The sequence below is a fragment of the Adlercreutzia muris genome (assembly GCF_041223505.1).
GTDB classification, from domain to species: Bacteria; Actinomycetota; Coriobacteriia; order Coriobacteriales; family Eggerthellaceae; genus Adlercreutzia; species Adlercreutzia muris.
In genome coordinates this window covers 215,736-240,276 of sequence record NZ_JBCLQK010000004.1, presented here as the reverse complement: position 1 = coordinate 240,276, position 24,541 = coordinate 215,736, and the positions used below count along the sequence as shown (strand labels likewise).

Sequence of the window (24,541 nt, the reverse complement as noted above, 5' to 3'; positions counted from 1 at the left end):
GATCGTTCTTTTCAAGCCATACATGGACCGGACGCTATGCGAACAGGCACCCCTCGCCCGTATACTGCACTTTACCGGCGCCCTCTGCGATGCGCCCGACGCGGTAGGTCTGCTCGCCGGCGGCCGCCAGGGCCGCCTCCACGGCCTCGGCGCGAGCGGGATCCACGATGAGGATCATGCCCAGGCCCATGTTGAAGGTCTTCAGGGCCTCGGCCTCGGACAGGTTCGCCGCCTCGCAGGCGAAGCGCACCACGGGCGGAAGGGGCCACGTGCCCAGGTCAACCTCAGCGTCCACCGTGGCGGGCAGGGCGCGGTTCAGGTTCTCGGTGATACCGCCGCCGGTGATGTGGGCGAGCGCGCGGATGCCACCGGGCACCGCGTCCATGGCGACGCGCACCGGCTTCACGTAGATGCGCGTGGGGGTGAGCAGGGCCTCCAGAATACTCTGGCCGGCCAAGTCCTCGCGGGCCTCGCGCAGCGCCTCTTCGCTGCGGCCCTCCACGCACACCTTGCGGGCCAGAGAATAGCCGTTGGAGTGCAGGCCCGAAGATGCCAGGCCGATGAGCACGTCGCCCTCGCGCACGCTCTCGGGATCGAGCATGCGCGGGCGATCCACCACGCCCACGCAGAAGCCGGACAGGTCGTAATCGTCGGGATCCATCACGCCGGGGTGCTCGGCCATCTCGCCGCCGATGAGCGCACAGCCGGCCTGGCGGCAGCCCTCGCCGATGCCGCCGACGATCTTCGCCATGGCCTCGGAATCCAGCTTGCCCACGGCAACGTAGTCGAGGAAGAACAGCGGTTCGGCGCCCGTGGCCAGAATGTCGTTCACGCACATGGCCACCAGATCGATGCCCACCGTGTCGTGCACGCCCAAGCGCTGGGCCACCTTGAGCTTCGTGCCCACGCCGTCGGTGCCGGACACCAGCAGTGGATCGTCCATGGCCTTGGCCGCGGCGATGGAGAACAGGCCACCGAACCCGCCGATGTCGCCCACCACTTCGGGACGGTAGGTGGAATGCACCGTGTCCTTGATGGCATCCACGGCCCGGGCACCCTCGACGATATCGACGCCGGCCTCGGCATAGGTCACGCTGTTCTGGTTTTCCATGGGGTTCCTTTCCAAGAATGATCCGCTGGCTCATAGTATAAGGGACGGAACGGTCCCCCGACCCCGCAACGGCGCAGACGCTCCCCGCTCGGCCCGGGTCTCAGGCGGCGCTCCTACTCGGTTCGGTCTGACACGTCTCCGGCAATATCGGCAGCCGCCTCGTCCTCCACCGCCAGATCGCTATGATAGTCGCCCGTGCCCACATGGGCGATGGGCACGAACTCGGCCGGGGCGGCGAAGGTTATGTAGCGCCAGGTGTTGTCGGCGCCGTCGCAGGTGCAGAAGCCGAAGAGCTTCGTGGCATCGGTGACCAAGGCCGCCACATCGTTGTCGGGAGCGACGATGGATTCGTCGAGCAGCCACTGCTTGAAGTCGGAGAATTCCTGGTCGGTAGCGTAATTCGGCGTGGCGATGGAGGAATGGGTCATGGGCACGTGCTCCACGGCGAAGGTTTGCAGACGGTAATTCCCCTCGGGCGTGAGCAGGTAGATGGTGCGGTGCTCGTTGAAGATATCGGAATCGCGCAGCTCGGCGAATAGGGCGAACATAGACCCGTTTCGCATGTGGTGGCCGTAGAGGATGTTCACCTCGTCGGAGAAGTCGCCGGCGTTCTCGCCTGACAGCATGATGGAGCCGAACTCGGCCCCGAAGGAGCCCTCGCCCAAGCTAAAGTTGTGGTGGAGGTAGTACTCCGAATCGCCGTCCTTGTGGGCGACGGGATAGTTCACCATAGTGCCGGGCATGTACACCCAAGCCACCACATCGGGGTTGATCTCCCGCAGGGCATCCCAATCTACCACGAGATCGGCCAGGTTGATGCCCTCCGGAGCCGCTTCGGCCTCGGTCACCGCCGGACCCGCGCTCTGGGCGATCTCATCGTACTCGTTTTGGCTCGACCAGTAGGTCCAGGCCAGATAGCCCAGGGTGCCCACCGAGGCAATGAACACGATGAGGGCCACCCAGAACACGATGCGCCAGAGGCAGCCGCCCTTCTTCTTTTTACGGTCTCTCTCGCTCGCCATGGTTGACGGCCCCTTTCCACGTCGATTGCGCGCCTCGGCCCGCGACCACAGGCGCCCGGGCCGCTCTTCGTCGGCCGGCCCAAAACAAAAAAGGCCCCCGAAGGGGCCTGCACGGAATGCTACTTCTTCATCTCGTCCATGAAGCCCTTGGCGATGAACACCACGATGATCAGGACGATGACCGCGACGCTGACCCAGATGACCTCGGGGGGAATGAAATCAAGCATGGGAAACTCCTTCTATGGAACAGGCCCGCTCCTCACGTGCCCATTGACTTCCTGATGTTGGGTTCATAGTACCCCGAACCCTCCCGTTTCGCAAGGAAAACCCCTCGCCCCGCCGACCGCGCACGGTAGACGGGGCGAGAGAACCGGCCCGCCCAGCCCTTCTAGCCGAAGTGCTCTACGCCGAGGCGATCCTCCAAGGCGCTCACGATGATGCGCAGGGCCTTGATGCGGGCGTAGCGCTTGTCGTCTGATTCCAGCACGATCCAGGGGGCGAAGGTGGTGGAAGTGAGGCGGAACATGTCGTTGATGGCGGCCTTGTACTGGGGGTACTTCTCACGGTTGCGCCAATCGTCCTCGGTGATCTTCCACTGCTTGGCCGGATCCCTCTCGCGATCCTGGAAGCGGCGCAGCTGCTCCTCGGGGCTCACGTCCACCCAGAATTTCAGCAAGATGGCGCCCCAATCCACCAGGTCGTGCTCGAACTCGTTGATCTCGTCGTAGGCGCGGCTCCATTCCTCGGGCGTGGCGAAGCCCTCCACTCGCTCCACGAGCACGCGCCCGTACCAGCTGCGGTCGTACATGCCCACATGGCCCGCCTTCGGCAGGCGCGTCCAGTAGCGCCACAGGAAGGGATGGTTCAGCTCGGGCTTGGTGGGGGCCGGCGACGGGAAGATGTTGTAGGCGCGGGCATCGAGGGCCTGGGCCACGCGCTTGATGTTGCCGCCCTTGCCCGCGGCATCCCAGCCCTCGTACATGAGGATGAGGGGCACGCGCTTCTGGAACATGATGTTCTCCAGGCGGAACAGACGCGCCTGCAAGGCCCGCAGGGTCTTCTTGTAGGATTCCGGGTCGATGGCCAGGCTGTGATCGATGAGGTCGACCTGAGGGTAGTCCTCCACGATGGCGAAGCGCGACTGACGGGGCGCCAGCTCGCGGGCAGCCTCGGCCTGGGCACGGGCCCGAGCCAGCCGCATGCCGGAGAGCATGCCACGCCCCGGGGCGCCCACCCCGTCGGTCATGCCGAGGGCCTCGAGGTTGAACTGGGCCTCCATCTCCGCCTGATGGGCCGAGAAGGCACCGCGCAGGGCATCGTTGGCCTCCTTCTGGCGCAGCCCCTGCTCCAGGGCTTCCACCAGGGTGCGGGCGATGGTGAGGTTCGTGCGGCGCTTGTCCTCCCCGTTGAGCAGCACCCAGGGGGCGAAGGGGTAGTCGCTGCGCTCCAGCAGGCGGTCGTACAACTCATAGGCGGCCTCGTAGCCGTGATGGCTGTGCAGCTTCTTGTCGGTGACGCGCCAGCGGGTAGCCGGGTCGTCGTGAAGGCTTCGCAAGCGTTTCACCTGGGCTTCCTTGGTCATATGCACGAAGAACTTCACGACGATGTAGCCGTCGGCGGTCAGCTGGCGCTCGAAGTCGTAGATGGAATCGAGGTAGTGACGCTCCTCTTCCTTGGGCAGCAGCAGCTTGGCCGGGGCGTTGTACAGCATGTGCTGGATGACCGCCGAGTACCACCCGCGGTCGTAGAAGGTGATGGAGTTGCGCTCGCCGAGGGCCTTCCAGAAGTCCTGCATGATGGGATAGTAGCCCGTCACGCCCCATTCGCGACCGGCGAACTCGCGGGCATCGGGATCGAGATCGAGCCCGACATAGACGCCCGTGGAGCGCGCATCGAGGTTGTACATGAGGTCGGAGATGCGGCTGCCCTTGCCGGCGCCGTTCCACCCCTCGAACAGCACGACGAGGCCCACGCCGGCGTTGTGGGCCTGCTGCTGCAGCACGACGAGCCGTTCGATGAGGGCGTCCCACTCCTGCTTGTAGGCGGCCTTGGGCAGCTTCTTCTGGTTGAAGTCGACGGTCTCCAGCATGCCCGGAGCTCCTTCCTCAGTGGTCTCTATCCGAACAGCAGCTTCAGCAGACGCCCGAAGATCCCCAGCTTCTTCGGGGTCGCCGGCACGATCTCGGCCCCCACCAGTTCCGTCGGCAGCGGCTCGCGCCCCGTCGCCGCGGAGGGGCTCGTCGGATCGACGACCTCCGCGGCCGGCACAAAAGGGTCGGACTCCGCTTTTGCCGGGGAAGCGGCGGCGCGGGGCTGGGCGGCCTGCGCTGCGGAAGTCGCCTGCGGCGCGTCGGGGGCCGGGACAGGTTGCGGAGCCGGCACCGGCTGCGACGGCGCCGAGGCCGCGACGGCCGGAGCAGATTGCGGCTCCGGAGCGCTCGCAGCCGCAGGAGTGGTCGCATGGCCGGCGGCCGGGGCCGCAGGAGCGGTCGCATGGCCGGCGGCCGGGGAAGACGGCGATGCGGGCTGGGACGTGCCGGCCAGGGACGGGTCGGCAGCCAGCACGGAGCGCAGGATGGCGTCGAACTCGGGGGTGATGGGCGCCCCGGCCGCGGCCACGGCCGCCACCGCCGCCGAATCCGGCAGCGGATCCAGGGACGAAGCGGGCTCGGAAGCCTCGGAAGTGGGGGCAGGATCGGCCGCCGGGGGCTCGGCCGAGGTCTCAGCAACAGTCGGAAGCCCGGAGGCAGATGCGGATTCGGCAGCGGACACGGGCTCGAAAGCGGTCTCCACCTGCGGATCGGGCTCTAGCTCGGGCTCTAGCTGCGGGACGACCTGCTCCACCCGCGGCGGCGCGGCGTGCTTGCCTACCTTCTCGCCGGGTGCGGCCGCTCGAACGTCCGCGGGCACCGGCGCCTCCCCCGCTACCGATGCAACCGGCGCGACCGGCGCGACCGGCGCAGGGTGCAGCGCTGCAAGCACCGAGGCCGCCGAGGCCCCGGCCGCCACGACCAAGGTCTCAGCAGCCGAGACGCCGGCAGCGGCAACGGACGCCTCTTTTGCGACCGGCTCCGCGACTTCACCCGCCTCCGCCGTCGAGGCCTTCCCAACAGCGGCCGCTGCCCCAGCCCCGACGGCCGCGACGGGCGCCTCCTCCCCAATCGGCGCAGCCACGGGCGCCTCCAGGGCCGCGCTCTCGCGGGCCACGAACTCGGCCTCCTCCTCGGTGACGACAGGCGCACTCGGGGCCGAGGCCGTCACAGGGCCGAGAGGGAATACCACACGGTGCTCCTCGCCCCCGTCGGCCTCGCGTCGGGCAGCCAGTTCGGCGGCGGCCAGGCGCATGCGCTGGGCCTCGGCGATGAGGTACTTCTGGGAATCAAACAGCTCCACGTTCCCCTTGCGGTCGCGCTCGGCGAAGAAGCCGAGGGGCGTGTAGGAGCCGTCGGGCAGAAGCTCGCGCAGCTTCGCCGTGTCCGACCAGCTGATATCCAAGTAGCCGAGCACCTGTTCGCGCAGAGTATCGTTCAGCACGGGCCAGGCGATCTCGATGCGCTTGTCCATGTTGCGGGTCATAAGGTCGGCGCTCGACAGGTAGATGGCGCAGCTCTCCCGCGGGCCGAAGCCGTAAATGCGGCTGTGCTCAAGAAGCTGTCCCACGATGGACACCTCGCGCACATGATCGGTGTAGCCGGGCACGCCGGGCAGGATGCAGGAGATGCCGCGCACGAACAGGTGCGTCTCCACCCCAGCCTGGGAGGCTTCCACCAGCTTGTCGATGACCTCCTTATCGGTGATGGAGTTCGTCTTGAAGAACAGCCCCGAGGGCTTCCCGGCCTTCGCGAGGGCGATCTGCTCGTCGATGCCGCGCAGGATGTTCTGCTTGATCATGAGCGGTGCCACCCAGAGAATGTCGTAGTTGTCCGACGTGTTCTCCAAGGCCATATTGCGGAAGAAGTCGGCCGCGTCGGCACCGATGCGGGCATCGGTGGTGATGAAGGAGAAGTCGGTGTAGAGCTTCGCCGTCTTCTCGTTGTAGTTGCCGGTGCCCAGCTGGGTGATGTGCTGGAGCCCGTCTTCGGTCTGGCGCGTGATGGTGCAGATCTTGGAATGCACCTTGAAGTTGCGGAACCCGTAGATGACATGGCAGCCGGCCGCCTCGAAGCGCTGAGACCACTCGATGTTGTTCGACTCGTCGAAGCGGGCCCGCAGCTCAAAGAGAGCCGTGACCTCCTTGCCGTTCTCGGCCGCCGCGATGAGGGCCTCGGCCAAATGCGACTGGCTGGCCAGGCGGTACAGGGTGATTTTGATGGAAATGACGGCCGGGTCGTTGGCCGCCTCGTGGAGCAGGCGCACGAAGGCATCCATGGACTGATAGGGGTAGGACAGCAGCACCTCCCGCTCGCTCACCTGCTCGATGATGGAGCGATTGCGGTCCAGGCATGCCGGCCACTGGGGAGCGAAGGGCTTCTGGGTGAGCTCCGCGCGGCGCTCGGGCGCCAGGCGAGAGCCGAGACCCCAGGTGTAGCCCATGTTCAGGGGCACGCTCGTCACGAACAGCTGGTGCTCGGACAGGCCCAGCTTGTCCAGCAGCAGCTGCTTCACCGTGCGCGAGAGGGGCCGCTCGCTTTCCAGGCGCACAGGGGCCAGGCGGCTGCGCTTCTTGAGAATGCGCTTCATGTGCTCGCGATAGTCCTCGCCCTGCTCCTCGGCGCCCTCGGTGGCGTCCAGATCGGCGTTGCGCGTGACGCAGACGATGTTGGTGTGCTTCACCGTGTACATGGAGAAGATCTCGGGCACCCACATCTCGATGGCGTGTTCCACGAGCATGAAGGAGAGCCCCTCGCCGGGCAGGGCGATGACGCGGTCGGTTTGGCGCGGCAGCGGGATGATGCCGAGCGTCACGCCCTCGGCACCCAGGTTCTTCGACTGCTTGCGCTCCCCCTTCTCGGCACGCTCGGCCTTCTCGGCCTTGGCCCGGGCCTTCTCCTCCTTGGTCTTCTTCACCTTCGGGGGTGCCTGCTCGTCCAGGCGCACGATGATGTAGAGGCCGCCGTTCTCCAGATGGGGGAAGGGGTGGCGCGCGTTCACGATCTGCGGCGAGAGGAAGGGCAGCACGTTGTCGGCCATGTAGTCGTCGAGGAAGACGAGCTGCTCATCGGTGAGCCGGTCCTTGCGCACCTGGCGGATGCCCTCGCGGGCCAGCAGGCCGTTGAGATGCTGGTAGGTTTCCTCGTAGTAGGGGTACAGCTCGTGGCACCGCTCATAGATGGCGTCGAGCTGCTCGGCGGGGGTCATGCCGGACTTCGGGTCGATGATGGACTTCTTCAGCAGCGCCAAGTCGCCCAGGGAGCCCACGCGCACCATGAAGAACTCCTGGAGGTTGCTCCAGAAGATGGAGATGAAGTTCAGACGCTCCAGCAGGGGCACCGTGGGGTCAGCCCCCTGATCAAGTACGCGCTTGTTGAAATCGAGCCAGGACAGCTCGCGGTTCTGCATATAGGGGGGCTTCGCCACATCGGTGGCAGTTGTTGCGTCCTTCGATGCCTGCTGGGTCATGAGTCTGCGCCTCCCCTGTCTTTAACCGAAAAATCATGCCGCACGCCAAAAACGTGCGACTTTTATATTTTACCACTGGATAGCTCTCAGGCAGCAAATGAGCAGGGAAATAGCGAAGGTTGGGGAATTCGGCAGGAAGTCCGGCTATCGAAGGACTATAGCCCGAACTCTCTCATCAGCCCATCCCGGTAGGCAGCATCCTTCGATGCTCGACGCGCGTCATCGATGCGCCCCGCGTCGAGCAGGGCTGCCATAAGCGTGCCGAGCTCGTCCCTGCCCTCTTCGCGGCCCTCCCTGAGGCCCTCCCTGAGGCCCTCCTCGCGCCCTTCTTCCTTTGCCCTGCGGCAGCGAATCTTGGTATCCTGCTCATAGGTAAGCACGCGCGTCACCCACTCCCGATCCCGGTTGTACTCCTCGACGAAGGAGTCGATTTGACGGGACAGCGATCCTTCTGCGCGCCCCGTGCGCACATAGTGTAGCAAATCGCGGAGGTCGGGGCTCGCCGCGCCCTCGGAGGCCGAGGCGTTCAGCACGATCCAGTGGGAATCGTCCCCCATGGACAGGTCAGGCGTCTCCAGGCAGACGCGCTCGATGGTGTAGACCGGCACGCCCGCCCCAAACGCATCAGCCGCACAAATAAAAATGACGAAACTCTCCGGAAGCAACTCGTAGTCCTCTCCCTCCCCCAGCTCCGTCACATCGATGGCAGCTTGGTAATAACGCATTCGACGGCCAATGCGCGTCTCGCGGGCCAGCTGCATCTCAACATCATACACACGGCCGTCGTCCTTGGCGAACACATCCATGCGTACCCCTCGACTGGCAGCGGTAGGCTCTTTAGCTTGCTCGGCGTTCAGATAGCGAATTTCCCCCACCTGTATGCCGAGAGCAGCGTGAAGCACCCGGGCGCATACTTCCTTCCGGCACATGACGCGATTGAACATCCAGCGGTTCGAGAACTTCAAACTTCTCTGGGACATGGCGGCTCCTTCGGCAACGACAGCGGAATACCCCTAGCCTACGCTCCCAGAACCGCACTTATGTCGCGGGAAAACCGTGCCTCGCTCCCGCCGCGAACCGCCTCCGCGTCACCATGCACCGTCCGCACTTCGCGACTACGTCCCACAGGATTCGCGACAGCGAGCCCCCACAGTGGACGATAGCGCCGTCACCGCTCCTCCCCCTATTCACCTCTCCCCCCCACGAGACCGGCCGCCGCAAACCGTACCGACGCCCCGCTCCATCTATCGCCCCGCGCTCCTGGCATGACCCCAGTCCGCGAAAAAGCGCCCCACCGCGCGAACTTGAACTGCGGCAGGGCGCTCCAACGACAAGGCCAGAATATCTCCCACGCGACCCGAGCCAACAGGTGCCGCGAAAGCCCGGGTTCGCTCCGGGCCAGACCGTCACCCTCCTACCCGATACCGCCGTAGAAGATGCCGAGCACGATGACCACGGCGGTGATGCCCACGAACACGTAACGGGTCATGAAGTTGAACCACTTCCCCAAGGGCTTCGCGCGTCCGAGCTCCGCCTGCTGCTTCGCGAAGCCCGCCGGGCACACCCAGAAGAACATGACAGCCGCCAGGAACGCTCCCACGGGAATGACGTAGATGGAGATGACGTCCATCCAGTCGCTCACGGCGCTGCCGCCCTCGATGAACAAGCCCACGGCCACAGCAGCCACGGCAACGATGCCCACCGATACCACTCGCGACAGCCCCAGCTGCCCCTGGAGCGCCTCCACGGGCGCCTCGAACAGGTTCATGAGACTCGTAATGGCAGCAAACACCACGGCCACGAACAGGATGATGGCGAAGACGCCGCCAAAGGGCATCTCCTGGAACACCTGGGCCAGGGTGATAAACAAAAGCGGCGGCCCGGAGGATACATCGAGCCCGAAGGCGAACACCGCCGGCACCACCACGCAGGCGGCCACCAGACCGGCAATGGTGTCGAAGATGGCGACGTTCTTCGCCGCATCCACCACATCCACGTCCTTCTTGAGGTAGCTGCCGTACACGAGTGTGCCGCAGCCGGCCAGCGACAGGCTGAAGAAGGCCTGGCCCAGGGCGTACACCCAGGTCGTGGGGTTCAGCAACGCCTCCCAGCGGGGCACGAGCAGATACATATAGCCCGCTTCCGCCCCCGGCAGCGTGGCCACGCGAACGGCAATGATGACGAACAGCACGAAGAAGGTGGGCATGAGCACCTTGTTCGCCTTCTCGATGCCGCGGGACACGCCGAGGATCATGATGCCGAAGGTGACGGCCAGGCCCAGCAGGTGAAAAGTCACGTTGCCGAAGTCCGACGCCATGGCCCCGAAGAAGGCACCCGTATCGGTTTGGGCCATGAGCTCGCCGGTCAGGGCCGAGAACAGGTAATGGCACGCCCAGCCGAGCACCACCGCATATCCGATGGCCAGGGCCAGCGACCCCAGCGTGGGAACGAGGCCAATGATCTTGCCGATGCGGTCGCCGTTCCTCACGCCGCGCATCTCCATCGCCTTGCCGAAAGCGCCCATGGGGCCCGTGCCCATGGCGCGGCCGAAGGACATTTCCCCGATCACGCCCGTGAAACCGAGCAGCGCCACGAAAATGAGGTACGGAATGAGGAAGGCCGCGCCCCCCAGCTGGGCCACGCGGTACGGGAACAGCCAGATGTTGGCCATGCCCACCGCGCTGCCCACGCAGGCCAAGATGAAGCCCGTGTGCGTCGCCCACGTGTCACGCCGCCGTCCGCCCGTCGCGCCCGTCTCCTCGCCGACCTCGACGGCCCGCGCCTCTTCCGCCACGATGTTGTCGCTTCTGTTCGCCACAGCGTCCTCCTTGAAAATTCCGTGCCCACCACTATAGCGAATGACGGGACGTCTGGGCGCGGCTTTTCGTCGGCAGGAGCGCTAGTTGTCGCGGAGGAGGCGTCGGTAGAGCAGCTTGAAGACCACTACGGCCGCCACCATCCACACGGCCGTCACCGCGAGGGGCGCCACCGCAGCCGCCGGCGTCAGGCTTCCGCTGACGATAAGGCGCAGCAGCTCGTCCGCGCCTCCCGTGGGTGCGAAGCGCACGACCGCGCGGATACCCTCCGAAAAACTGCCGAAGATGGGCGCCATGGTCAGCAGGAGCACCGGCACGCTGTACAGGCCCGCGGTCATCTGGTCGCGCGAGGCGAGCCCCACTACGAGCGACACCAGGATGACGGGCACCGCCCCCACGCTACCGAGGAGCAGATACCACCCTGCCAGGCTCCACGGAGCCCCCGACACGGCGAAGCACACCAACTCGGTCGCTATGGTCAGGACGAAGGCCACGAACCCCTTGGCCAGCATGAGCTGCTCGGCGCTCACGTTCGCCAGCATGAGCGTGCGCAGGGTGTGCTTCTCCTTCTCCTCGGCCAACCCGTAGATGAGCGACACAGAGGCGCCCATACCGATGGACAGGCACAGCGACATCGACAGCACGATGTATTGGACGACCGACGTCACCTGGGGGCTCGCGCCCAGGCCTCCGTCGCCGCGCAGCGAACCGGCCAGGCCCATATCCCCGATGAAGAACCGATAGAACACGGCGAACCCCACCGGCATCAGCACGCACAGGATCATGGTCGGGTTTTTGGCGAGATCGGCGGCGTCCTTGGCGATAAGGGCGCCCAACTTGCGCAGATTCGCTTGCATCAGAACTCCCTTCCCGTCAACTCCAGAAACACTTCCTCCAGGTTCGGCTCGTCGGAATGCACCGCGAGCAGCTCGCCGGCACAGGCCAGCTCGGGCAGCTTTGCGACATCGGCGGGGTCTTTGGAGAGCTCCAGCGTGCCGCGCGTGCGGGTGCGCACCGCGATGCGGTTGCGAGCATAGCGCAACTTCAGCTCGTCGGGGTCGTCGCAGGCGGCAATGGCACCGTCGGCCAGGATGGCCACGCGGTCGCATACCGTCTCCGCCTCGGCCATGTCGTGGGTGGTGAGGAACACCGTCGCGCCCCGGGCGCGCAGGTCGGCGAGCAGCTTGTGAACCTCGGCACGGGCCGCAGGGTCGAGCCCGCTTGTCGGCTCATCTAAGAACAGCAGCTCCGGCTCGTGCACGAGGGCCGCCGCAAGGGCCGCGCGCTGACGCATGCCCTTCGAGCAGTGCTTGACGAGCGTCTTGGCATCCTCGGCCAGGCCGAGCCGCTGAAGCAGCATGGGCACCCGACGTCGCCCTACCCCGCGCAGCCGCGCATAGAGCTCCACGTTGTCGGCGATAGACATGCGGTCGTACAGAGCGCTCGTGTCCGACAGGATGCCCACCCGCTCATAGTCGGCCTCTGTCGCGCGCTCGAGAGGGCGCCCCAGCAGGCTGATGCGACCCCCGTCGCGAGAGAGCTGGCGCGTAAGCAGCTTGATGGTGGAGGTCTTGCCGGCTCCCGACGGACCCAGGAAGCCGAATACCTCGCCGCGACGCACCGAGAAGGTGAGGTTATCGAGCACGCGCTTGTCGCCGAAGCTCAGACCCACCGCCTCCATGGAGAGAATGGCCGCGCTCATCGAGCGGCTTTCAAGGTGCCGACGGCCACGGCGGCGTCGCCGGTCTCGGCCGAGGCGGAGTGGCCGGGCTCTAGGGTGTCCAGGCGCTTGTTCACCTTGGCGAGGCCTTCGTCGATATGGCGCTGCAGGTACACCACCCCCGCGCCGATAAGCACGAAGGCGAAGGCGAGGGCACCAACCAGAATGGTGAGGGCGTGGGTCGTGATCATGGGAAATCCTCTCTTTCAGGGCGCCGCGAGAGCGCCGGTGAACTGACGGGGCCCATGATCGGAAAAGCGACCGCTGCCTGCAATATCTTCTGCACGACGCGCGCATCGGCTGCCCGAGAGGAGCCCACGGGCGCACGAGAGGAGCAGGGCAAGGCCGACGGGAGGGCCCCGCGCGCAGATTCCGCAGCGGCTTCTACTTCCAGCCGTAACGGTCGCGCATGGCCTCGGCTCGGCCCTTCGACAGCGGCAGCGAGGTATGCGCCGCATCGGACAGCACGAGGTTGAAGGTGTTGCGGGTGTAGCGCTCCACGCGAGCCACCTTCTGCACGTTCACGATATAGGAGCGGTGGCAGCGGAAGAACCCGAAGCGGCCGAGCTCGGCCTCCAGCTCGTCCATGGTGAGGCTCGTGGGGTACAGCTCGCCGTGTACGCTCGCGTAGTTCACCCGGTTGGCACTCTCGATGAAGTCGATGTCGCGCGGGTCGAGCAGCAATGTGGCGTCGCCGGCCTTCGCGGCGATCTTGCACACGCGCACCTCGTCGGAAAAGCCATCGTCCTCCTCGACGTCCGCCTCCTCCACATCGGCCGCGAACAGGCGCCCCTCTTCTTCCCAAAACGCCCGCCCCGGCAAAAGAAGCGCCTCGCGCAGGGGCTGGCCCACGGTGACGAACACGGTGCCGGCCTCATGGCGCTCGGCGATCCACGCCAGCACGAGGGCACGGGAGGAGGCGCTTAAATCCAGCAGGGGCCGTTCGCAGAAGCACAGCTCCGGCTCGAAGAGGCTCATGCGGGCGAAGGCGAGCAGGGCGCGCTGCTCGGGCGCGAGCTTCGCCACCAGAGAACGGGTGCACCCCTCCAGGCCGAAATGGGCCAGGGCGTCCCCAACCGCCGTGCCGTCCCGTCCGGCGAGCCGGGCGAAAAAGCGCAGGTAGGACCGCGTCGTATCGCGGTCGAAGCCACCGTCGTCTTCCAGAAAGTAGGCACCGCGGCGCGCACCCTGGATCTCGGCGACGGCCTGGCGGGCGCGCAGGCTCGTCTCGCGGGCGCATTCCACATGCACGCTGCGGCACGCCTGCCCCGCCTCCGCGCGGATGAGCGCTTCGATGGAGGGGTATTCGGTGGCGAAGGTCTCTGAGGCCATGGCTTCTCTTCCCAGTCGGTTGCGCCGTTTATTATAATGGCGAGCGGAAAGATAAGGGAAGGAAAGACGGTCATGGAGCAACAGGAGCGCGCGACGCCGCGCATCATCGGCGCACTTGTCGCGCGCGATGCGGGTTGCGCCCTGCGCAATCCCACGGTGCTTCTGTGCGCGGCGGTGGCCGCGGCCTTCTCATGGCTCTTCGGCGCAACGCTGGCCGACGAGCTGACCGCAACGCCCGGCTTCGCCGTTTTCCTCATGGCCTTCGCGACGATCCTGCCCACCCTGGAAGCGGGCGGAGTCGTCACCCTGTTCGCCATGAGCGAGGAGGACGCCCACGGCACCTACGACGTCATGGTGCGGGGAGGCGCGAGCCTAGAGGCTATCGTAGCAGCGAAAGTGATCGCCGGCGCCGCGGGATGTGCGGTACTCGTCCCCGTGTGCCTGGCGCTCGCGGGCGCACCTCGGGGCTGTCTTGGGCCGGCCGTGCTGCTGACGGCCGTGGGCAGTCTGCCCGTTCTCGTGCTGTTCTGCGGATGCGGCCTGCGCGCTGCCGACCAGATGCGCACGAACGGATGGGCCTGCCCCCTCGTCGTTGCCGGCATGCTGCCGCTGCTCGGCGCGCTCGGGCCGCAGTGGGCGCCGCTCGTCGCGGCAAGCCCTGTGGGGTTTCTCGCCGGCAGCTGCGTCGCGGCGGCCACGGGCACGCCTGACGCCCTGGGCCTTCCCCTCCCCGCGCTCGCAGCCAACCTCGTTGCGTGGCTCATCCTCGCCCTGCTCTGGCTGCGCCGGTGCATGAGGGCGTGGCGCAGCGCCCGGGAGTCGCGCTAGACAGAGGCCTCCACCACGGCGGCGATGGCCTGGGCGTGGCGCTCGGCCTCGGCGGGGTCGGCCGCCTCCACCATCACGCGCACCACCGGCTCGGTGCCGCTCGGACGCAGGAGCACGCGGCCGTCGCCTGCGAGCGCCTCCTCGGCGGCAGCCACGGCGGCGGCCACCTCGGCGTTGCCGTCCACAGCGTGCTTGTCGCGCACCCGCACGTTGATGAGGGTTTGGGGCATCTTCTCCATCACGCGCACGGCCTCGCCCACGGGCTTGCCGGAGCGGATGACCGCTGCCAGGAACTGGCAGGCCGTCATGAGGCCGTCGCCCGTGGAATTGTGGTCCAGCAGGATCATGTGGCCCGACTGCTCGCCGCCGATGGCGTAGCCGCCCTCGCGCATGGCCTCCAGAACGTAGCGGTCGCCCACCTTCGTCTGCACCACTTCGATGCCCGCCTCGCGCATGGCGCGGACGAACCCGAAGTTCGCCATGACCGTGGACACGACCGTGTTGCCGGCCAGCACGCCGCGCTCGCGCATGTCCAGGGCGCACACGGCCTCCACCATGTCGCCGTCCACCACGGTGCCGTCGGGGCACATGATCATCACGCGGTCGGCATCGCCATCGTGGGCAATACCCACATCGGCCCCGCTCTCGGCCAAGAGCATGCGCAAGGGCTCCAGGTGGGTGGAGCCGCACTGCACGTTGATATCCATGCCGTTGAAGTCGTCGTTGATGACGATGACCTCGGCACCCAGGCGATGCAGGGCCTCCGGGCTCGTCAAGGCGGCGGCCCCATGACCCGTATCCAGGGCGATGCGCAGGCCGGAGAAATCAAGGCCCTGCTCGCCGATGGAACGCACCACGTGATCGATGTAGATCTCGCGGGCCTGCTCCAAGGGCACGGTCACACCGAGCGAGCCGCCCGAGGGCATGGCGATCTCGGACGCGAGATAGCTCGTGGCATCGGCGGCGAGCAGGTCGGTCGCCTCTTGGGACGCCTCCCACGCCGCCTCCTCCATGCGGGCCACCTGGCCTTCCAGGCCACCGGTCGTGATAAATCGCTCGATCTCGTCCTCAACGGCATCGGGCAGCTTGAAGCCCGCCGAATCGAACAGCTTGATGCCGTTGTACTCCGGCGGATTGTGCGACGCGGAGATGACCGCGCCACCGGACGCCTTCATCTCGCGCACGAGCAGGGCCACGCCCGGCGTGGGAATGATGCCGGCCTCCAGCACGGTACCGCCCGCGCTCATGATGCCCGCGGAAAGCGCCGAACCCAGCATGTCGCCGGAACGCCGCGTATCGCGCCCCACCACGATGGTCTTGCCCAGGTACATGGCGGCAGCCTGGCCCAGACGGTAGGCCATCTCGCAGGTGAGCTCCACGTTGGCGATGCCGCGCACGCCGTCGGTTCCAAACAGTCGGGCCATGTTACTTTCCCCTTCTCACATATTCCCCGTGCAGGCGCACGGCGCCGGCCGGGCATTCCTCGTCGGTCATGCGCATGTTCAATTCGGCGGCGAACTCGTCAAGCGAGATGCCATAGCGCTCGAGCACTACCAGCAAATGATACACCACGTCGGCAGCCTCGTAGCGCAGATGGTCCACCGCCTCGCCGTACTCGGGTGGAAGCTGCACCGAAAGGGCCTCCGGCTCAGCCGCGGCGCCGCCCTGGTCCAATGCCTCGCTCTGGCCGTCAGCGGCGCCATCGCCAGCAGCCTGCAGAGCCACGGCCGCGGCGAGCGATGAGGTGGCCCAGCCCTCCACGTCCTTGGCGGCCAGGGCCACTTCCCCGGCCTCTTCCATGACCTTCTTCAGCACGCCATCTACGCTGCCGGTCAGAAGCCGATGGGTATAGCTCGCCTCGTCGGCCTCGCGCCGCGCGGCAATCGTGGCGCCAAGCGCTTCCAGCGTGGCGCCGATCTGCGAGGCCGGGGGCACCTCGCCTTCGGGGATGTACGTCTTATCAACCATTGAGTTCAGCGCTTTCTCTTCGCAGGCGAGCATGCTATACTGCAGATACCGGCAAAGCCCGAGTGACCTTACACTCTGGTCGGGCGGCGCAGGTTGTTTTGATTAGGGGTTAGTGGCAGCTAGCCCCTATTCTTTTCTTCCCACGACATCCTCGCGTTTATCCTCCCTCCATGTTTTCCATACCTCAAGCAGGAAAGCGGCGATGGTCGAAACCATCGCCAGCACGTTAAGAGCTTCCAGGATTATCTCCATAGGCAACACTCCTCTCGAAGCGCCGCCCACGTTCGGACTTTGCCAGCCTGTCTATGATACCCGTACAACAAGAAGAAGGTGACCCGCACGGGCCACCTTCTCCAAATCACTCAATGCGAATGCGCGCCGTCGGGCCGATCAGGCCTCCTCGGGCTCCAGGTCGTCCAGAGTCGGCGATGCCGAGCGCTCCTTCGGCGCAGCCTTGCCCCGCAACGAAAAGGAGGGGCGATTTCTCGCCCCTCCTTCCAAATGGAATAACCTTATTCCGCGAGGATACCCCCTGCTGCCATGTAGCCGCCTACGAAGGCCAGGCCCAGATCGGCATACATGCCCGTCAGGGGCTTGCCGGCGGGATTGCCGTCCCCCGCCGAGCCGCCCGCCGTATGCCAACCGGCGTAGAGCCCGGGAATGACCGCGCCCTCGACGGACAGCACTTGCATGCGGGGGTTGACGCGCAGGCCGCACTTCGATCCGAACACATGGCCACCCAAGGCGGCACCGTAATAGGGCGGCGTATCGAGGGGGATCATCCACTCGGGGAGGTAGGGGTAGGTGGCCAGGTAGTCCTCGCCCTCGGCGCAAGCCTCATTCCACTTCCGCACCTCCGTCGTGAGCACGCCCTCGCGCAGCCCCAGGGCGCCCTCCAGCTCCTCGATGCTGTCGCACTTCTTGATAACGCCGGCCTCGACCATCATCTCGAAGCCCGTGTGCCAATCGCGCAGCCACTCGGGCACGCGGTCGATCAACGGGTCGTCGGCCGCAACGATCTTCGCCTTGCGGCAGATCACCTGGCCGAAGAAGTTTTCGGTCACAAGCTCGTCGAATTTCGCATCGAAGATGCAGTAGGTCTTGCCGCCCGGCTGGGACATCTCGATGGCGGCCGTCTCGCACAGGCCGTGAGAACCGGGCGCCGCATTGGGGTCGTAGGGATAGGTCGTTGCCGAAGTGGAAATGTAGGGAACCCGCTGCCCGTTGCGATTGATGCGCAGCCACGGCTGTCGCAGCGCCTGGTTGCCGTCCTTGTTGATATGGGCGTCCATCTCGATATCGTAGAGGTCGTAGTCGCGCCACCACACTCCGCCGTCGAACGCGCCCGTGGAATCGTAGCCCGCCAAATCGGCTCCGACGCCCTGACCCATGCGAATGCACTCGCCCGTGCCGTTGGGCGGCGTGGCAATATTGGCAATGCCGCGCAAGGCCGTCGGCGAGTACTGGGCCATCATGGCGCGATTGATCTCCATGCCGCCAGCGGTCAGAAGCACCGCTTTCTCGGCCTTGATGTACTTTTGCGCCTCTCCCTCGGTCACCATGACGCCGCACACGCGCTGCCCGTCGAAGACGAGGGCGTCCACCGAGCAGCCTGTGCGGAACTGGGCGCCGTCGGCCTGAGCCCGCTCGGTCAGCAACTGCATGGGGACGAGGTTCACGTTGATGCCGTTCGTGGGCGTCGACATGCCCTCCCACTCCAAAAGCCCCGCACCGGCCGGGGAGGGATTCATGGGAACCCACTTCGCCCCCGCCTTCTCGATCATCCAGTCGATGCACTGCGGACCCTCCTCGGCCATGGCACGCAGCAGCTCCGGATCACCCGTGTTCTGCTGGCAGTCGAGCATGAACTCGACGATCCCATCGACGTCATAGGGGTAGCTCGGGTAGGCCCATTGGTTCGCTTCGGCCTGGCGATGGCCGCCGAAGTTGGAGAACACCGAGGAGTGCTTGGAATTGCCACCCAATTCGTCGAGACGCTCGAGCACCAAGGGACGGTAGCCCGCCTGGGCGAGGCGGATGGCGGCGTTCACACCGCCGGCACCCGACCCCACGATGACGACATCGGCCTCCTCATCCCACGCCTCGGGCACTTCCACCGGCTCGATGGGCGCCCGAGCCGCCTCGAAGGCGTCACGGTCGGCATTGCCCGACCCGGTATCGGAGAGCGGCTCCGATGCCGGCGCGCAACCGACCAGGCCGGCTATGGCAGCCGCGCCGCCCATGAGAGCGCCCCCCTTCAAAAAGTTCCTTCGATCCATGTTCATCGCATGTCCCCTTTCCCTTCGCTCCTGCGAGGCCAACGGCCTGAGCCTCGTCTGTCTCCACCATAAGGGACGAGGCATCGAGGACGGGGCAGAAAACAGTGGGCCCAGCGCAGGAAAACGGCGCTCCCCTGTTAAAATTTCCTACAGTGCTGCCGCATCTTCCTGCGCAGAGCCGTCTCGACGCTCCGTACCATGGAAGGCAGCCGACGCACAGGCGCTCTCCCATGGGAGGAACCGTGCGGCAGAGGACGGGGGACGGGGAGAAAGGGGCTCCGATGGATCTGCGCCAATTGCGGGAATACCTGGTGTTTGCCGAGGAACTCAACTATTCCCTGGCCGCCAAACGGCTCTTCGTATCGCGACCGGCGCTCGCGGCCCACCTGGCGGAACTCGAAGACGAGCTCAACTGCCAGCTCATCGACAAGCACGGAGGGCACGCCACCCTCACGGGAGCGGGGAAGCAGTTCGTCGACACGGCCCGACGCCTCGTGAGCGACTGGGAGGCGGTCATCGAAACCTACCGCCATCTCTCCGACAACCTCATCACGGTGAAGGTCGCCGCATCGAATTTGCCCTGGATCGAGGCCCACTTGTTCGCGGCTCGACGGGCACTTCAGCGGAGTCATCCGGAAAAGCAGCTCTCCATTGTCATCGAGAACGGCCCCCTGAGCACCATCGATGCCCTGGCCGATGACGAGAACCGCATCGTCATCGCCGGTTACAAGCAGGAAAGCTCCGTCTGTCCCCTTCCATCGCCCAGCGCCGACGGCTTTGTCGTGAGCAGGGAGCGCATCCTCCTCTTCGTGACCGACCGCAGCCCCCTGTTCGCCCGTGAGACCATCTGCACCGCCGATCTGGCCGGCGCCACGCTCATGGTGCCTCCGGATATCTACCCCGGCTACCAGCGCGATTCCATGGCCGAGCGCTTCGCGACCCGGGGCGCTTCCGTCTCCATCGCCACCCAGGGCTTCGCCGACCACTTCGAGTACTTTTCCCATGACTTTGGCCAAACCGTTGGCATCGTGCCCACCACGTTGCTTCCCCGCTTCGGCATCGACCAACGCCCCGACCTGCGCGTCTTCTCCCTTGTCGACATGGACATCGCCTCGGACTTCTACGCTCTGTTCAACCGCAGCTTCATCGCAACCGAGAACGGGCGCCTGCTCTTCGAGGAAATGCGCCGCGCCACCGAGGCTCTTGCGGGAATGTAGGCCTTCTCGGCCATAATTCGCTTCCATAATAGAAAGGGGATAGTCGATCAACTATCCCCTGTCATAGAATCGCCCAAGGAAGTCAGCGAGGATCCGGCAGGTACCCGGAGCCGCCCTGCCTTCTCATCAAGTTGGCTCGGACCAACGCCATGTGCGAACTAAGGGGCAACGCCCGGTGCCTGCCGAACCTGCAGCGAAAAAGAGGGGCGATTTCTCGCCCCTCCTTCCAAATGGAATAACTTCACACCGTCGCCGCGAGGGCTTTAGTCCTCCTCGCCGTCTTCCATGCGCTTGTTGGAGGCGGCCTCGTCCTCGGCGCTCGTCACGCCGAAGCCGAAGGATCCCAGGCCCCCGACCGAGCCCAGCAGGGCATCCAGCTCCTCCAGGTTGCGCTGGTAGGAACGGGGCGGCAGGGCCTCGCCGAGCATCTCCTCGCCTTCGGTGTTGAACACGGGCGGCTCATCGCCGCCGATGAGGATGGTGTCGTCGGGCGAGAACACCATGTCGAGCAGCTGGCTCATGTCGTCGGAGGAAGCCGCGAGGTCGTCCTCGATCACGTGCATGAGGTCGCGGGCCTCCAGGCCCTCCTTCAGCTCCTCGATGGCCTTCACGCCGATGCCCTCGATGCGCAGCAGATCCTCCTCGGTGTGACCCAGAAGGTCGGCCACGGTCTCGATGCCCGCCTCGGAGAACTTGTTCGCCCAACGCTGGGACACGCCCAGATCGTCGTAGATGTACAGGCGCGCATCCTCGTCGGACAGGTTGTGGCCGCGATGGCCCGAAAGAGCGCTGTAGTAGCCGCCGAAGGAGCCCGCGGAGTTGAAGTAGCCGTCGTTGTCCAGCGACCAATCCTGGGGCTGGGGCAGCAGGTCCTCGATCTCGCGCAGGGCATCGGGAGCAAAGTCGGGCAGCGCGTCACCGGTGACGCCCTCCACGGGACGGCCCTTGTAGGTAAGGCGCACGTCGCGGTAGCGGCGCAGGCCCGTGCCGGCCGGAATCGGCTTGCCGATGATGACGTTCTCCTTCAAGCCGGCCAAGTGGTCGGTCTTGCCCTCGATGGCGGCATCGGTGAGCACCTTGGTGGTCTCCTGGAACGACGCGGCGGACATCCAGGAATCCGTGGCCAGCGACGCCTTGGTGATACCGAGCAGCAGCGGCTGGCCCACCGGGGGCTCCTTACCCTCGGCGATGAGCTCGTTGGCAACCTTCTCGAACTCGAAGCGGTTGACCTGACGACCCGGCAGGAAGTCCGAGTCGCCAGCATCGAGCACGGCCACCTTGCGCAGCATCTGACGCGCGATGACCTCGATGTGCTTGTCGTTGATGTCCACGCCCTGGGACACGTACACGCCCTGGACCTGGCCCACGATGTAGCGCAGCGTGGTGTTCGGATCGGTAAGGCGCAGCAGGTCGTGGGGGTTCACCGAACCCTTGGTGAGCTGCTGGCCCACGGTCACCTCGCACCCATCGTACACGCCCGGCAAAAGCTGGGCGCGAGCGCTCACCACGTACTCGCGGTAATTGCCCTCCTGGTCGTGGATGGTGATGGTCTTGGACATCTTGTCGCCGGACACCTGCATGGTGCCGGAGATCTCCGCGAGCACCGCCTGTCCCTTGGGCTTGCGGGCCTCGAAGAGCTCTTGCACGCGGGGCAGGCCGTGGGTGATGTCCTCGCCGGCCACGCCGCCGGTGTGGAACGTACGCATGGTCAGCTGGGTGCCGGGCTCGCCAATGGACTGGGCGGCGATGATACCCACCGCCGTGCCGATGTTCACCGGACGGGCCGTGGCCAGATCCCAACCGTAGCACTTCTGGCACACGCCGTGATCGGCATGGCAGGTCATGATGGTGCGGATGACCACTTCCTCGACACCGGCCGCGTCGATCTCGCGCAGCTGGGCCATGGAGTGCAGGTAGCTGCCGGCCTCGGCGATGATCTCGCCAGTCTCGGGGTTGGCCACCGGCTCCAAGAGGCAGCGGCCCACGAGGTTCTCGTCCACCTCGTTCTTCTCGTTGCGCACCGGGTAGCTCACGCCCTCGGTGGTGCCGCAGTCGATCTCGCGGATGATGACGTCCTGGGCCACGTCCACCAGACGACGGGTGAGGTAGCCCGAGTCGGCGGTACGCAGAGCGGTGTCGGCCAGACCCTTGCGGGCGCCGTGGGTGGAGATGAAGTACTCCAGTACGGAGAGGCCCTCGCGGAAGTTCGCCTTAATGGGACGGTCGATGATCTCGCCCTTCGGGTCGGACATAAGACCGCGCATGCCGGCCAGCTGGCGAATCTGCTTGATGTTACCGCGGGCACCGGAGAAGGCCATCATGTAGATGGGGTTGAACTTGTCGAAGTTCTCCGCCATGGCCTCGCCGACTTCCTCGTTGGCATCGTTCCAGATGTCGACGACCTGCTTGTGGCGCTCCTCGTTGGACATGAGGCCCATCTCGTAGTCCTCGTCGATGGCGGCCACACGGGCATCGGCCTGGGCCAGAATCTCCGGCTTGGTGGGCGGGATAGTGGCATCGTAGACCGACACGGTCACGCCGGCGCGGGTGGCATAGTGGAAGCCCGCGTCCTTCAGGCCGTCGAGGATCGGCGGCACCTCGGACAGGTCGTAGGTGTTGGTCACGTCCTCCACCAGACGGCTGATCTCCTTCTTGTTCATCTCATAGTTCAAGAAGGGGTAGTCCGGCGGCAGCACGTCGTTGAAGATGATGCGGCCCACGCTCGTCTCGATGCGCTCGCCTTCCTTGTGATCCTCGAAGGTGTTGAACGCGGTGGCCACCTTCATGTTGTAGGGCAGGCGCACCGAGATCTTGGCCTGAAGGTCCAGATCGGCGCGGGCATCGTAGGCGTTCAGGGCGTCATCCAGGTCGATGAACACGCGGCCCTCGCCCGGGAAACCGTCGCGCACGGCCGTGAGGTAGTACAGGCCGATGATCATGTCCTGGGTGGGCACCGTGAGCGGATGGCCGTGGGCCGGGGACTTGATGTTGTTAGAGGACAGCATGAGCACGCGGGCCTCGGCCTGGGCCTCGGCGCCGAGCGGCACGTGCACGGCCATCTGGTCGCCGTCGAAGTCGGCGTTGAAGGCGGTGCACACGAGCGGATGCAGCTTGATGGCCTTGCCCTCGACGAGCACCGGCTCGAAGGCCTGGATGCCCAGGCGGTGCAGGGTTGGTGCGCGGTTCAAGAGCACCGGATGGTCGACGATGACCTCTTCCAGCACATCCCACACGTAGCTGGCACCGCGGTCCACGGCGCGTTTGGCGGCCTTGATATTGGCAGCATACTCCAGCTCCACCAGGCGCTTCATGACGAAGGGCTTGAACAGCTCCAGGGCCATCTGCTGGGGCAGGCCGCACTGGTGCAGCTTGAGCGAGGGCCCCACGACGATAACCGAACGGCCGGAGTAGTCCACGCGCTTGCCGAGCAGGTTCTGGCGGAAGCGGCCCTGCTTGCCCTTGAGCATGTCGGAGATGGACTTCAGCGGGCGGTTGCCCGGGCCCGTGACGGGGCGTCCGCGGCGACCGTTGTCGAACAGCGAGTCCACCGCCTCCTGGAGCATGCGCTTCTCGTTGTTGATGATGATCTCGGGAGCACCGAGGTCCAGCAGGCGCTTCAGGCGGTTGTTGCGGTTGATAACGCGGCGGTACAGGTCGTTCAGATCGGAGGTGGCGAAGCGACCGCCGTCCAGTTGCACCATGGGGCGCAGGTCGGGCGGGATGACCGGGATCACGTCCAGGATCATGTCGGAGGGCTTGTTGTCCGACTTCAGGAACGCGTCCACCACCTTCAGGCGCTTCACGGCCTTGGCGCGCTTCTGCCCCTTGCCCGTGGCAATGACCTCGCGCAGCTCCTCGGAGGTGGCCTCCAGATCCATGGCGTCGAGCAAGTCGCGCACCGATTCGGCGCCCATGCCGCCGGTGAAGTAGTCGCGGTAGCAGGCGCGCATCTCGCGGTAGAGGGCCTCGTCGGCGATGAGCTGCTTCGGCTCGATCTTCAGGAAGGCGTCGAAGGCGTCCTGGCGCAGGGCCTTGCGCTCGTTGAACTCCTCGTAGATGTCGGCGATCTCCTCTTCCACCTCTTCGGGGGTGAGGCGCTCGTCGTCATCGAGGTCGTCGACGAAGTCGTCTTCCTCGGGCACGTAGTCAGTAGACAGCTTGCGAGTGGCCTCGATGAGGCGGTCGCGCTCGGCGTCCAGCTCCTCCAGGTCGGCGGCCAACTCGTCGCGCAGGTCGTCCACGTCCTCCTCGCGGGCTTCCTTGTCCACCGAGGTGATGATGGAGCTGGCGAAGTACAGCACCTTCTCCAGTTCCTTCGGCGGAATGTCCAGGAGGTAGCCCAAGCGGGACGGGCTTCCCTTGAAGTACCAGATGTGGCTCACGGGCGCGGCCAGCTCGATGTGGCCCATGCGCTCGCGGCGCACCTTGGAGCGGGTCACCTCAACGCCGCAGCGCTCGCAGACGATGCCCTTGAAGCGCACGCGCTTGTACTTGCCGCAGGCGCACTCCCAGTCCTTGGTGGGACCGAAGATCTTCTCGCAGTACAGGCCGTCCTTCTCGGGCTTCAGGGTGCGGTAGTTGATAGTCTCGGGCTTCTTCACCTCGCCGCGGGACCAGCTGCGCACATCCTCAGCGGAAGCGAGCGAGATGCGCAGGGCGTCGAAATTGTTGACGTCGAACTCGGTCATT

16 protein-coding genes and 1 pseudogene are annotated in these 24,541 nt (G+C 65.8%); 2 read left to right on the top strand and 15 right to left on the bottom strand.

The window, feature by feature from the left end:
* Nucleotides 1-34 precede the first annotated feature (34 nt).
* The 10 genes and pseudogenes from purM to AAK988_RS05720 form a co-directional block, all read right to left on the bottom strand.
* Nucleotides 35-1,111, bottom strand: coding sequence for a phosphoribosylformylglycinamidine cyclo-ligase (purM, locus tag AAK988_RS05765; protein ID WP_369873427.1), 1,077 nt, complete (start codon nt 1,109-1,111; stop codon nt 35-37).
* Between the two features lie 113 nt (nt 1,112-1,224).
* A complete protein-coding gene (locus tag AAK988_RS05760; protein WP_135970369.1) occupies nt 1,225-2,133 on the bottom strand; it encodes a class B sortase in 909 nt (302 codons plus the stop codon).
* A gap of 388 nt (nt 2,134-2,521) precedes the next feature.
* Nucleotides 2,522-4,222 carry a polyphosphate--AMP phosphotransferase gene (locus tag AAK988_RS05755; RefSeq protein WP_263000142.1) on the bottom strand — a complete coding sequence of 567 codons (1,701 nt, stop codon included), beginning with the start codon at nt 4,220-4,222 and terminating at the stop codon, nt 2,522-2,524.
* Between the two features lie 887 nt (nt 4,223-5,109).
* Nucleotides 5,110-7,692 (bottom strand): annotated as a pseudogene (gene ppk1, locus AAK988_RS05750) (polyphosphate kinase 1); the annotation flags it as partial.
* A 155-nt stretch (nt 7,693-7,847) separates the two neighbouring features.
* Nucleotides 7,848-8,672: an Rpn family recombination-promoting nuclease/putative transposase gene (locus AAK988_RS05745; RefSeq protein ID WP_369873429.1), complete on the bottom strand. Its 825-nt coding sequence runs from the start codon at nt 8,670-8,672 to the stop codon at nt 7,848-7,850.
* A 434-nt stretch (nt 8,673-9,106) separates the two neighbouring features.
* The gene (locus AAK988_RS05740) at nt 9,107-10,510 is read right to left on the bottom strand and encodes a sodium-dependent transporter (protein WP_369873430.1); all 1,404 of its coding nucleotides are present in this window, start codon (nt 10,508-10,510) and stop codon (nt 9,107-9,109) included.
* Between the two features lie 81 nt (nt 10,511-10,591).
* Nucleotides 10,592-11,365, bottom strand: a complete 774-nt coding sequence (locus tag AAK988_RS05735; RefSeq protein WP_135970372.1) for an ABC transporter permease — start codon at nt 11,363-11,365, stop codon at nt 10,592-10,594.
* Nucleotides 11,365-12,210: an ABC transporter ATP-binding protein gene (locus AAK988_RS05730; protein WP_016310379.1), complete on the bottom strand. Its 846-nt coding sequence runs from the start codon at nt 12,208-12,210 to the stop codon at nt 11,365-11,367. The genes AAK988_RS05735 and AAK988_RS05730 overlap by 1 nt, the downstream gene beginning before the upstream one ends.
* A complete protein-coding gene (locus AAK988_RS05725; protein ID WP_369873431.1) occupies nt 12,207-12,419 on the bottom strand; it encodes a hypothetical protein in 213 nt (70 codons plus the stop codon). The genes AAK988_RS05730 and AAK988_RS05725 overlap by 4 nt, the downstream gene beginning before the upstream one ends.
* Before the next feature lie 193 nt (nt 12,420-12,612).
* Nucleotides 12,613-13,560, bottom strand: coding sequence for a LytTR family transcriptional regulator DNA-binding domain-containing protein (locus tag AAK988_RS05720; RefSeq protein WP_369873432.1), 948 nt, complete (start codon nt 13,558-13,560; stop codon nt 12,613-12,615).
* A gap of 72 nt (nt 13,561-13,632) precedes the next feature.
* Here AAK988_RS05720 and AAK988_RS05715 point away from each other — a divergent pair, with 72 nt between their 5' ends.
* Entirely contained in the window at nt 13,633-14,388 is a 756-nt protein-coding gene (locus AAK988_RS05715) for a hypothetical protein (protein ID WP_369873433.1), read from the top strand.
* Here AAK988_RS05715 and AAK988_RS05710 read toward each other — a convergent pair.
* The 4 genes from AAK988_RS05710 to AAK988_RS05695 form a co-directional block, all read right to left on the bottom strand.
* Nucleotides 14,385-15,812, bottom strand: a complete 1,428-nt coding sequence (locus tag AAK988_RS05710) for a phosphoglucosamine mutase (protein WP_369873434.1) — start codon at nt 15,810-15,812, stop codon at nt 14,385-14,387. The genes AAK988_RS05715 and AAK988_RS05710 overlap by 4 nt on opposite strands.
* Before the next feature lies 1 nt (nt 15,813).
* Nucleotides 15,814-16,356 carry a phosphoribosyl-ATP pyrophosphatase gene (locus AAK988_RS05705; RefSeq protein WP_135970378.1) on the bottom strand — a complete coding sequence of 181 codons (543 nt, stop codon included), beginning with the start codon at nt 16,354-16,356 and terminating at the stop codon, nt 15,814-15,816.
* Nucleotides 16,357-16,482: 126 nt separating this feature from the next.
* Complete coding sequence (locus AAK988_RS05700) at nt 16,483-16,608, bottom strand: hypothetical protein (RefSeq protein ID WP_257475581.1); 126 nt, start codon at nt 16,606-16,608, stop codon at nt 16,483-16,485.
* Between the two features lie 260 nt (nt 16,609-16,868).
* Nucleotides 16,869-18,635: an FAD-dependent oxidoreductase gene (locus AAK988_RS05695; RefSeq protein WP_369873447.1), complete on the bottom strand. Its 1,767-nt coding sequence runs from the start codon at nt 18,633-18,635 to the stop codon at nt 16,869-16,871.
* Nucleotides 18,636-18,916: 281 nt separating this feature from the next.
* Here AAK988_RS05695 and AAK988_RS05690 point away from each other — a divergent pair, with 281 nt between their 5' ends.
* Nucleotides 18,917-19,852 (top strand): LysR family transcriptional regulator, encoded by a 936-nt coding sequence (locus tag AAK988_RS05690; protein WP_369873448.1) that lies wholly within the window; start codon nt 18,917-18,919, stop codon nt 19,850-19,852.
* Nucleotides 19,853-20,115: 263 nt separating this feature from the next.
* Here the strand turns inward: AAK988_RS05690 and AAK988_RS05685 are convergent, their stop codons facing one another.
* Complete coding sequence (locus AAK988_RS05685) at nt 20,116-24,540, bottom strand: DNA-directed RNA polymerase subunit beta' (protein ID WP_151429628.1); 4,425 nt, start codon at nt 24,538-24,540, stop codon at nt 20,116-20,118.
* Nucleotide 24,541 lies beyond the last annotated feature (1 nt).

What these genes read in the sequence shown, in the direction of transcription:
- purM (WP_369873427.1), bottom strand. Translation starts at nt 1,111, where the DNA reads ATGGAAAACCAGAACAGCGTGACCTATGCCGAGGCCGGCGTCGATATC.
- AAK988_RS05760 (WP_135970369.1), bottom strand. Translation starts at nt 2,133, where the DNA reads ATGGCGAGCGAGAGAGACCGTAAAAAGAAGAAGGGCGGCTGCCTCTGG.
- AAK988_RS05755 (WP_263000142.1), bottom strand. Translation starts at nt 4,222, where the DNA reads ATGCTGGAGACCGTCGACTTCAACCAGAAGAAGCTGCCCAAGGCCGCC.
- AAK988_RS05745 (WP_369873429.1), bottom strand. Translation starts at nt 8,672, where the DNA reads ATGTCCCAGAGAAGTTTGAAGTTCTCGAACCGCTGGATGTTCAATCGC.
- AAK988_RS05735 (WP_135970372.1), bottom strand. Translation starts at nt 11,365, where the DNA reads ATGCAAGCGAATCTGCGCAAGTTGGGCGCCCTTATCGCCAAGGACGCC.
- AAK988_RS05730 (WP_016310379.1), bottom strand. Translation starts at nt 12,210, where the DNA reads ATGAGCGCGGCCATTCTCTCCATGGAGGCGGTGGGTCTGAGCTTCGGC.
- AAK988_RS05725 (WP_369873431.1), bottom strand. Translation starts at nt 12,419, where the DNA reads ATGATCACGACCCACGCCCTCACCATTCTGGTTGGTGCCCTCGCCTTC.
- AAK988_RS05720 (WP_369873432.1), bottom strand. Translation starts at nt 13,560, where the DNA reads ATGGCCTCAGAGACCTTCGCCACCGAATACCCCTCCATCGAAGCGCTC.
- AAK988_RS05715 (WP_369873433.1), top strand. Translation starts at nt 13,633, where the DNA reads ATGGAGCAACAGGAGCGCGCGACGCCGCGCATCATCGGCGCACTTGTC.
- AAK988_RS05710 (WP_369873434.1), bottom strand. Translation starts at nt 15,812, where the DNA reads ATGGCCCGACTGTTTGGAACCGACGGCGTGCGCGGCATCGCCAACGTG.
- AAK988_RS05705 (WP_135970378.1), bottom strand. Translation starts at nt 16,356, where the DNA reads ATGGTTGATAAGACGTACATCCCCGAAGGCGAGGTGCCCCCGGCCTCG.
- AAK988_RS05700 (WP_257475581.1), bottom strand. Translation starts at nt 16,608, where the DNA reads ATGGAGATAATCCTGGAAGCTCTTAACGTGCTGGCGATGGTTTCGACC.
- AAK988_RS05695 (WP_369873447.1), bottom strand. Translation starts at nt 18,635, where the DNA reads ATGGATCGAAGGAACTTTTTGAAGGGGGGCGCTCTCATGGGCGGCGCG.
- AAK988_RS05690 (WP_369873448.1), top strand. Translation starts at nt 18,917, where the DNA reads ATGGATCTGCGCCAATTGCGGGAATACCTGGTGTTTGCCGAGGAACTC.
- AAK988_RS05685 (WP_151429628.1), bottom strand. Translation starts at nt 24,540, where the DNA reads ATGACCGAGTTCGACGTCAACAATTTCGACGCCCTGCGCATCTCGCTC.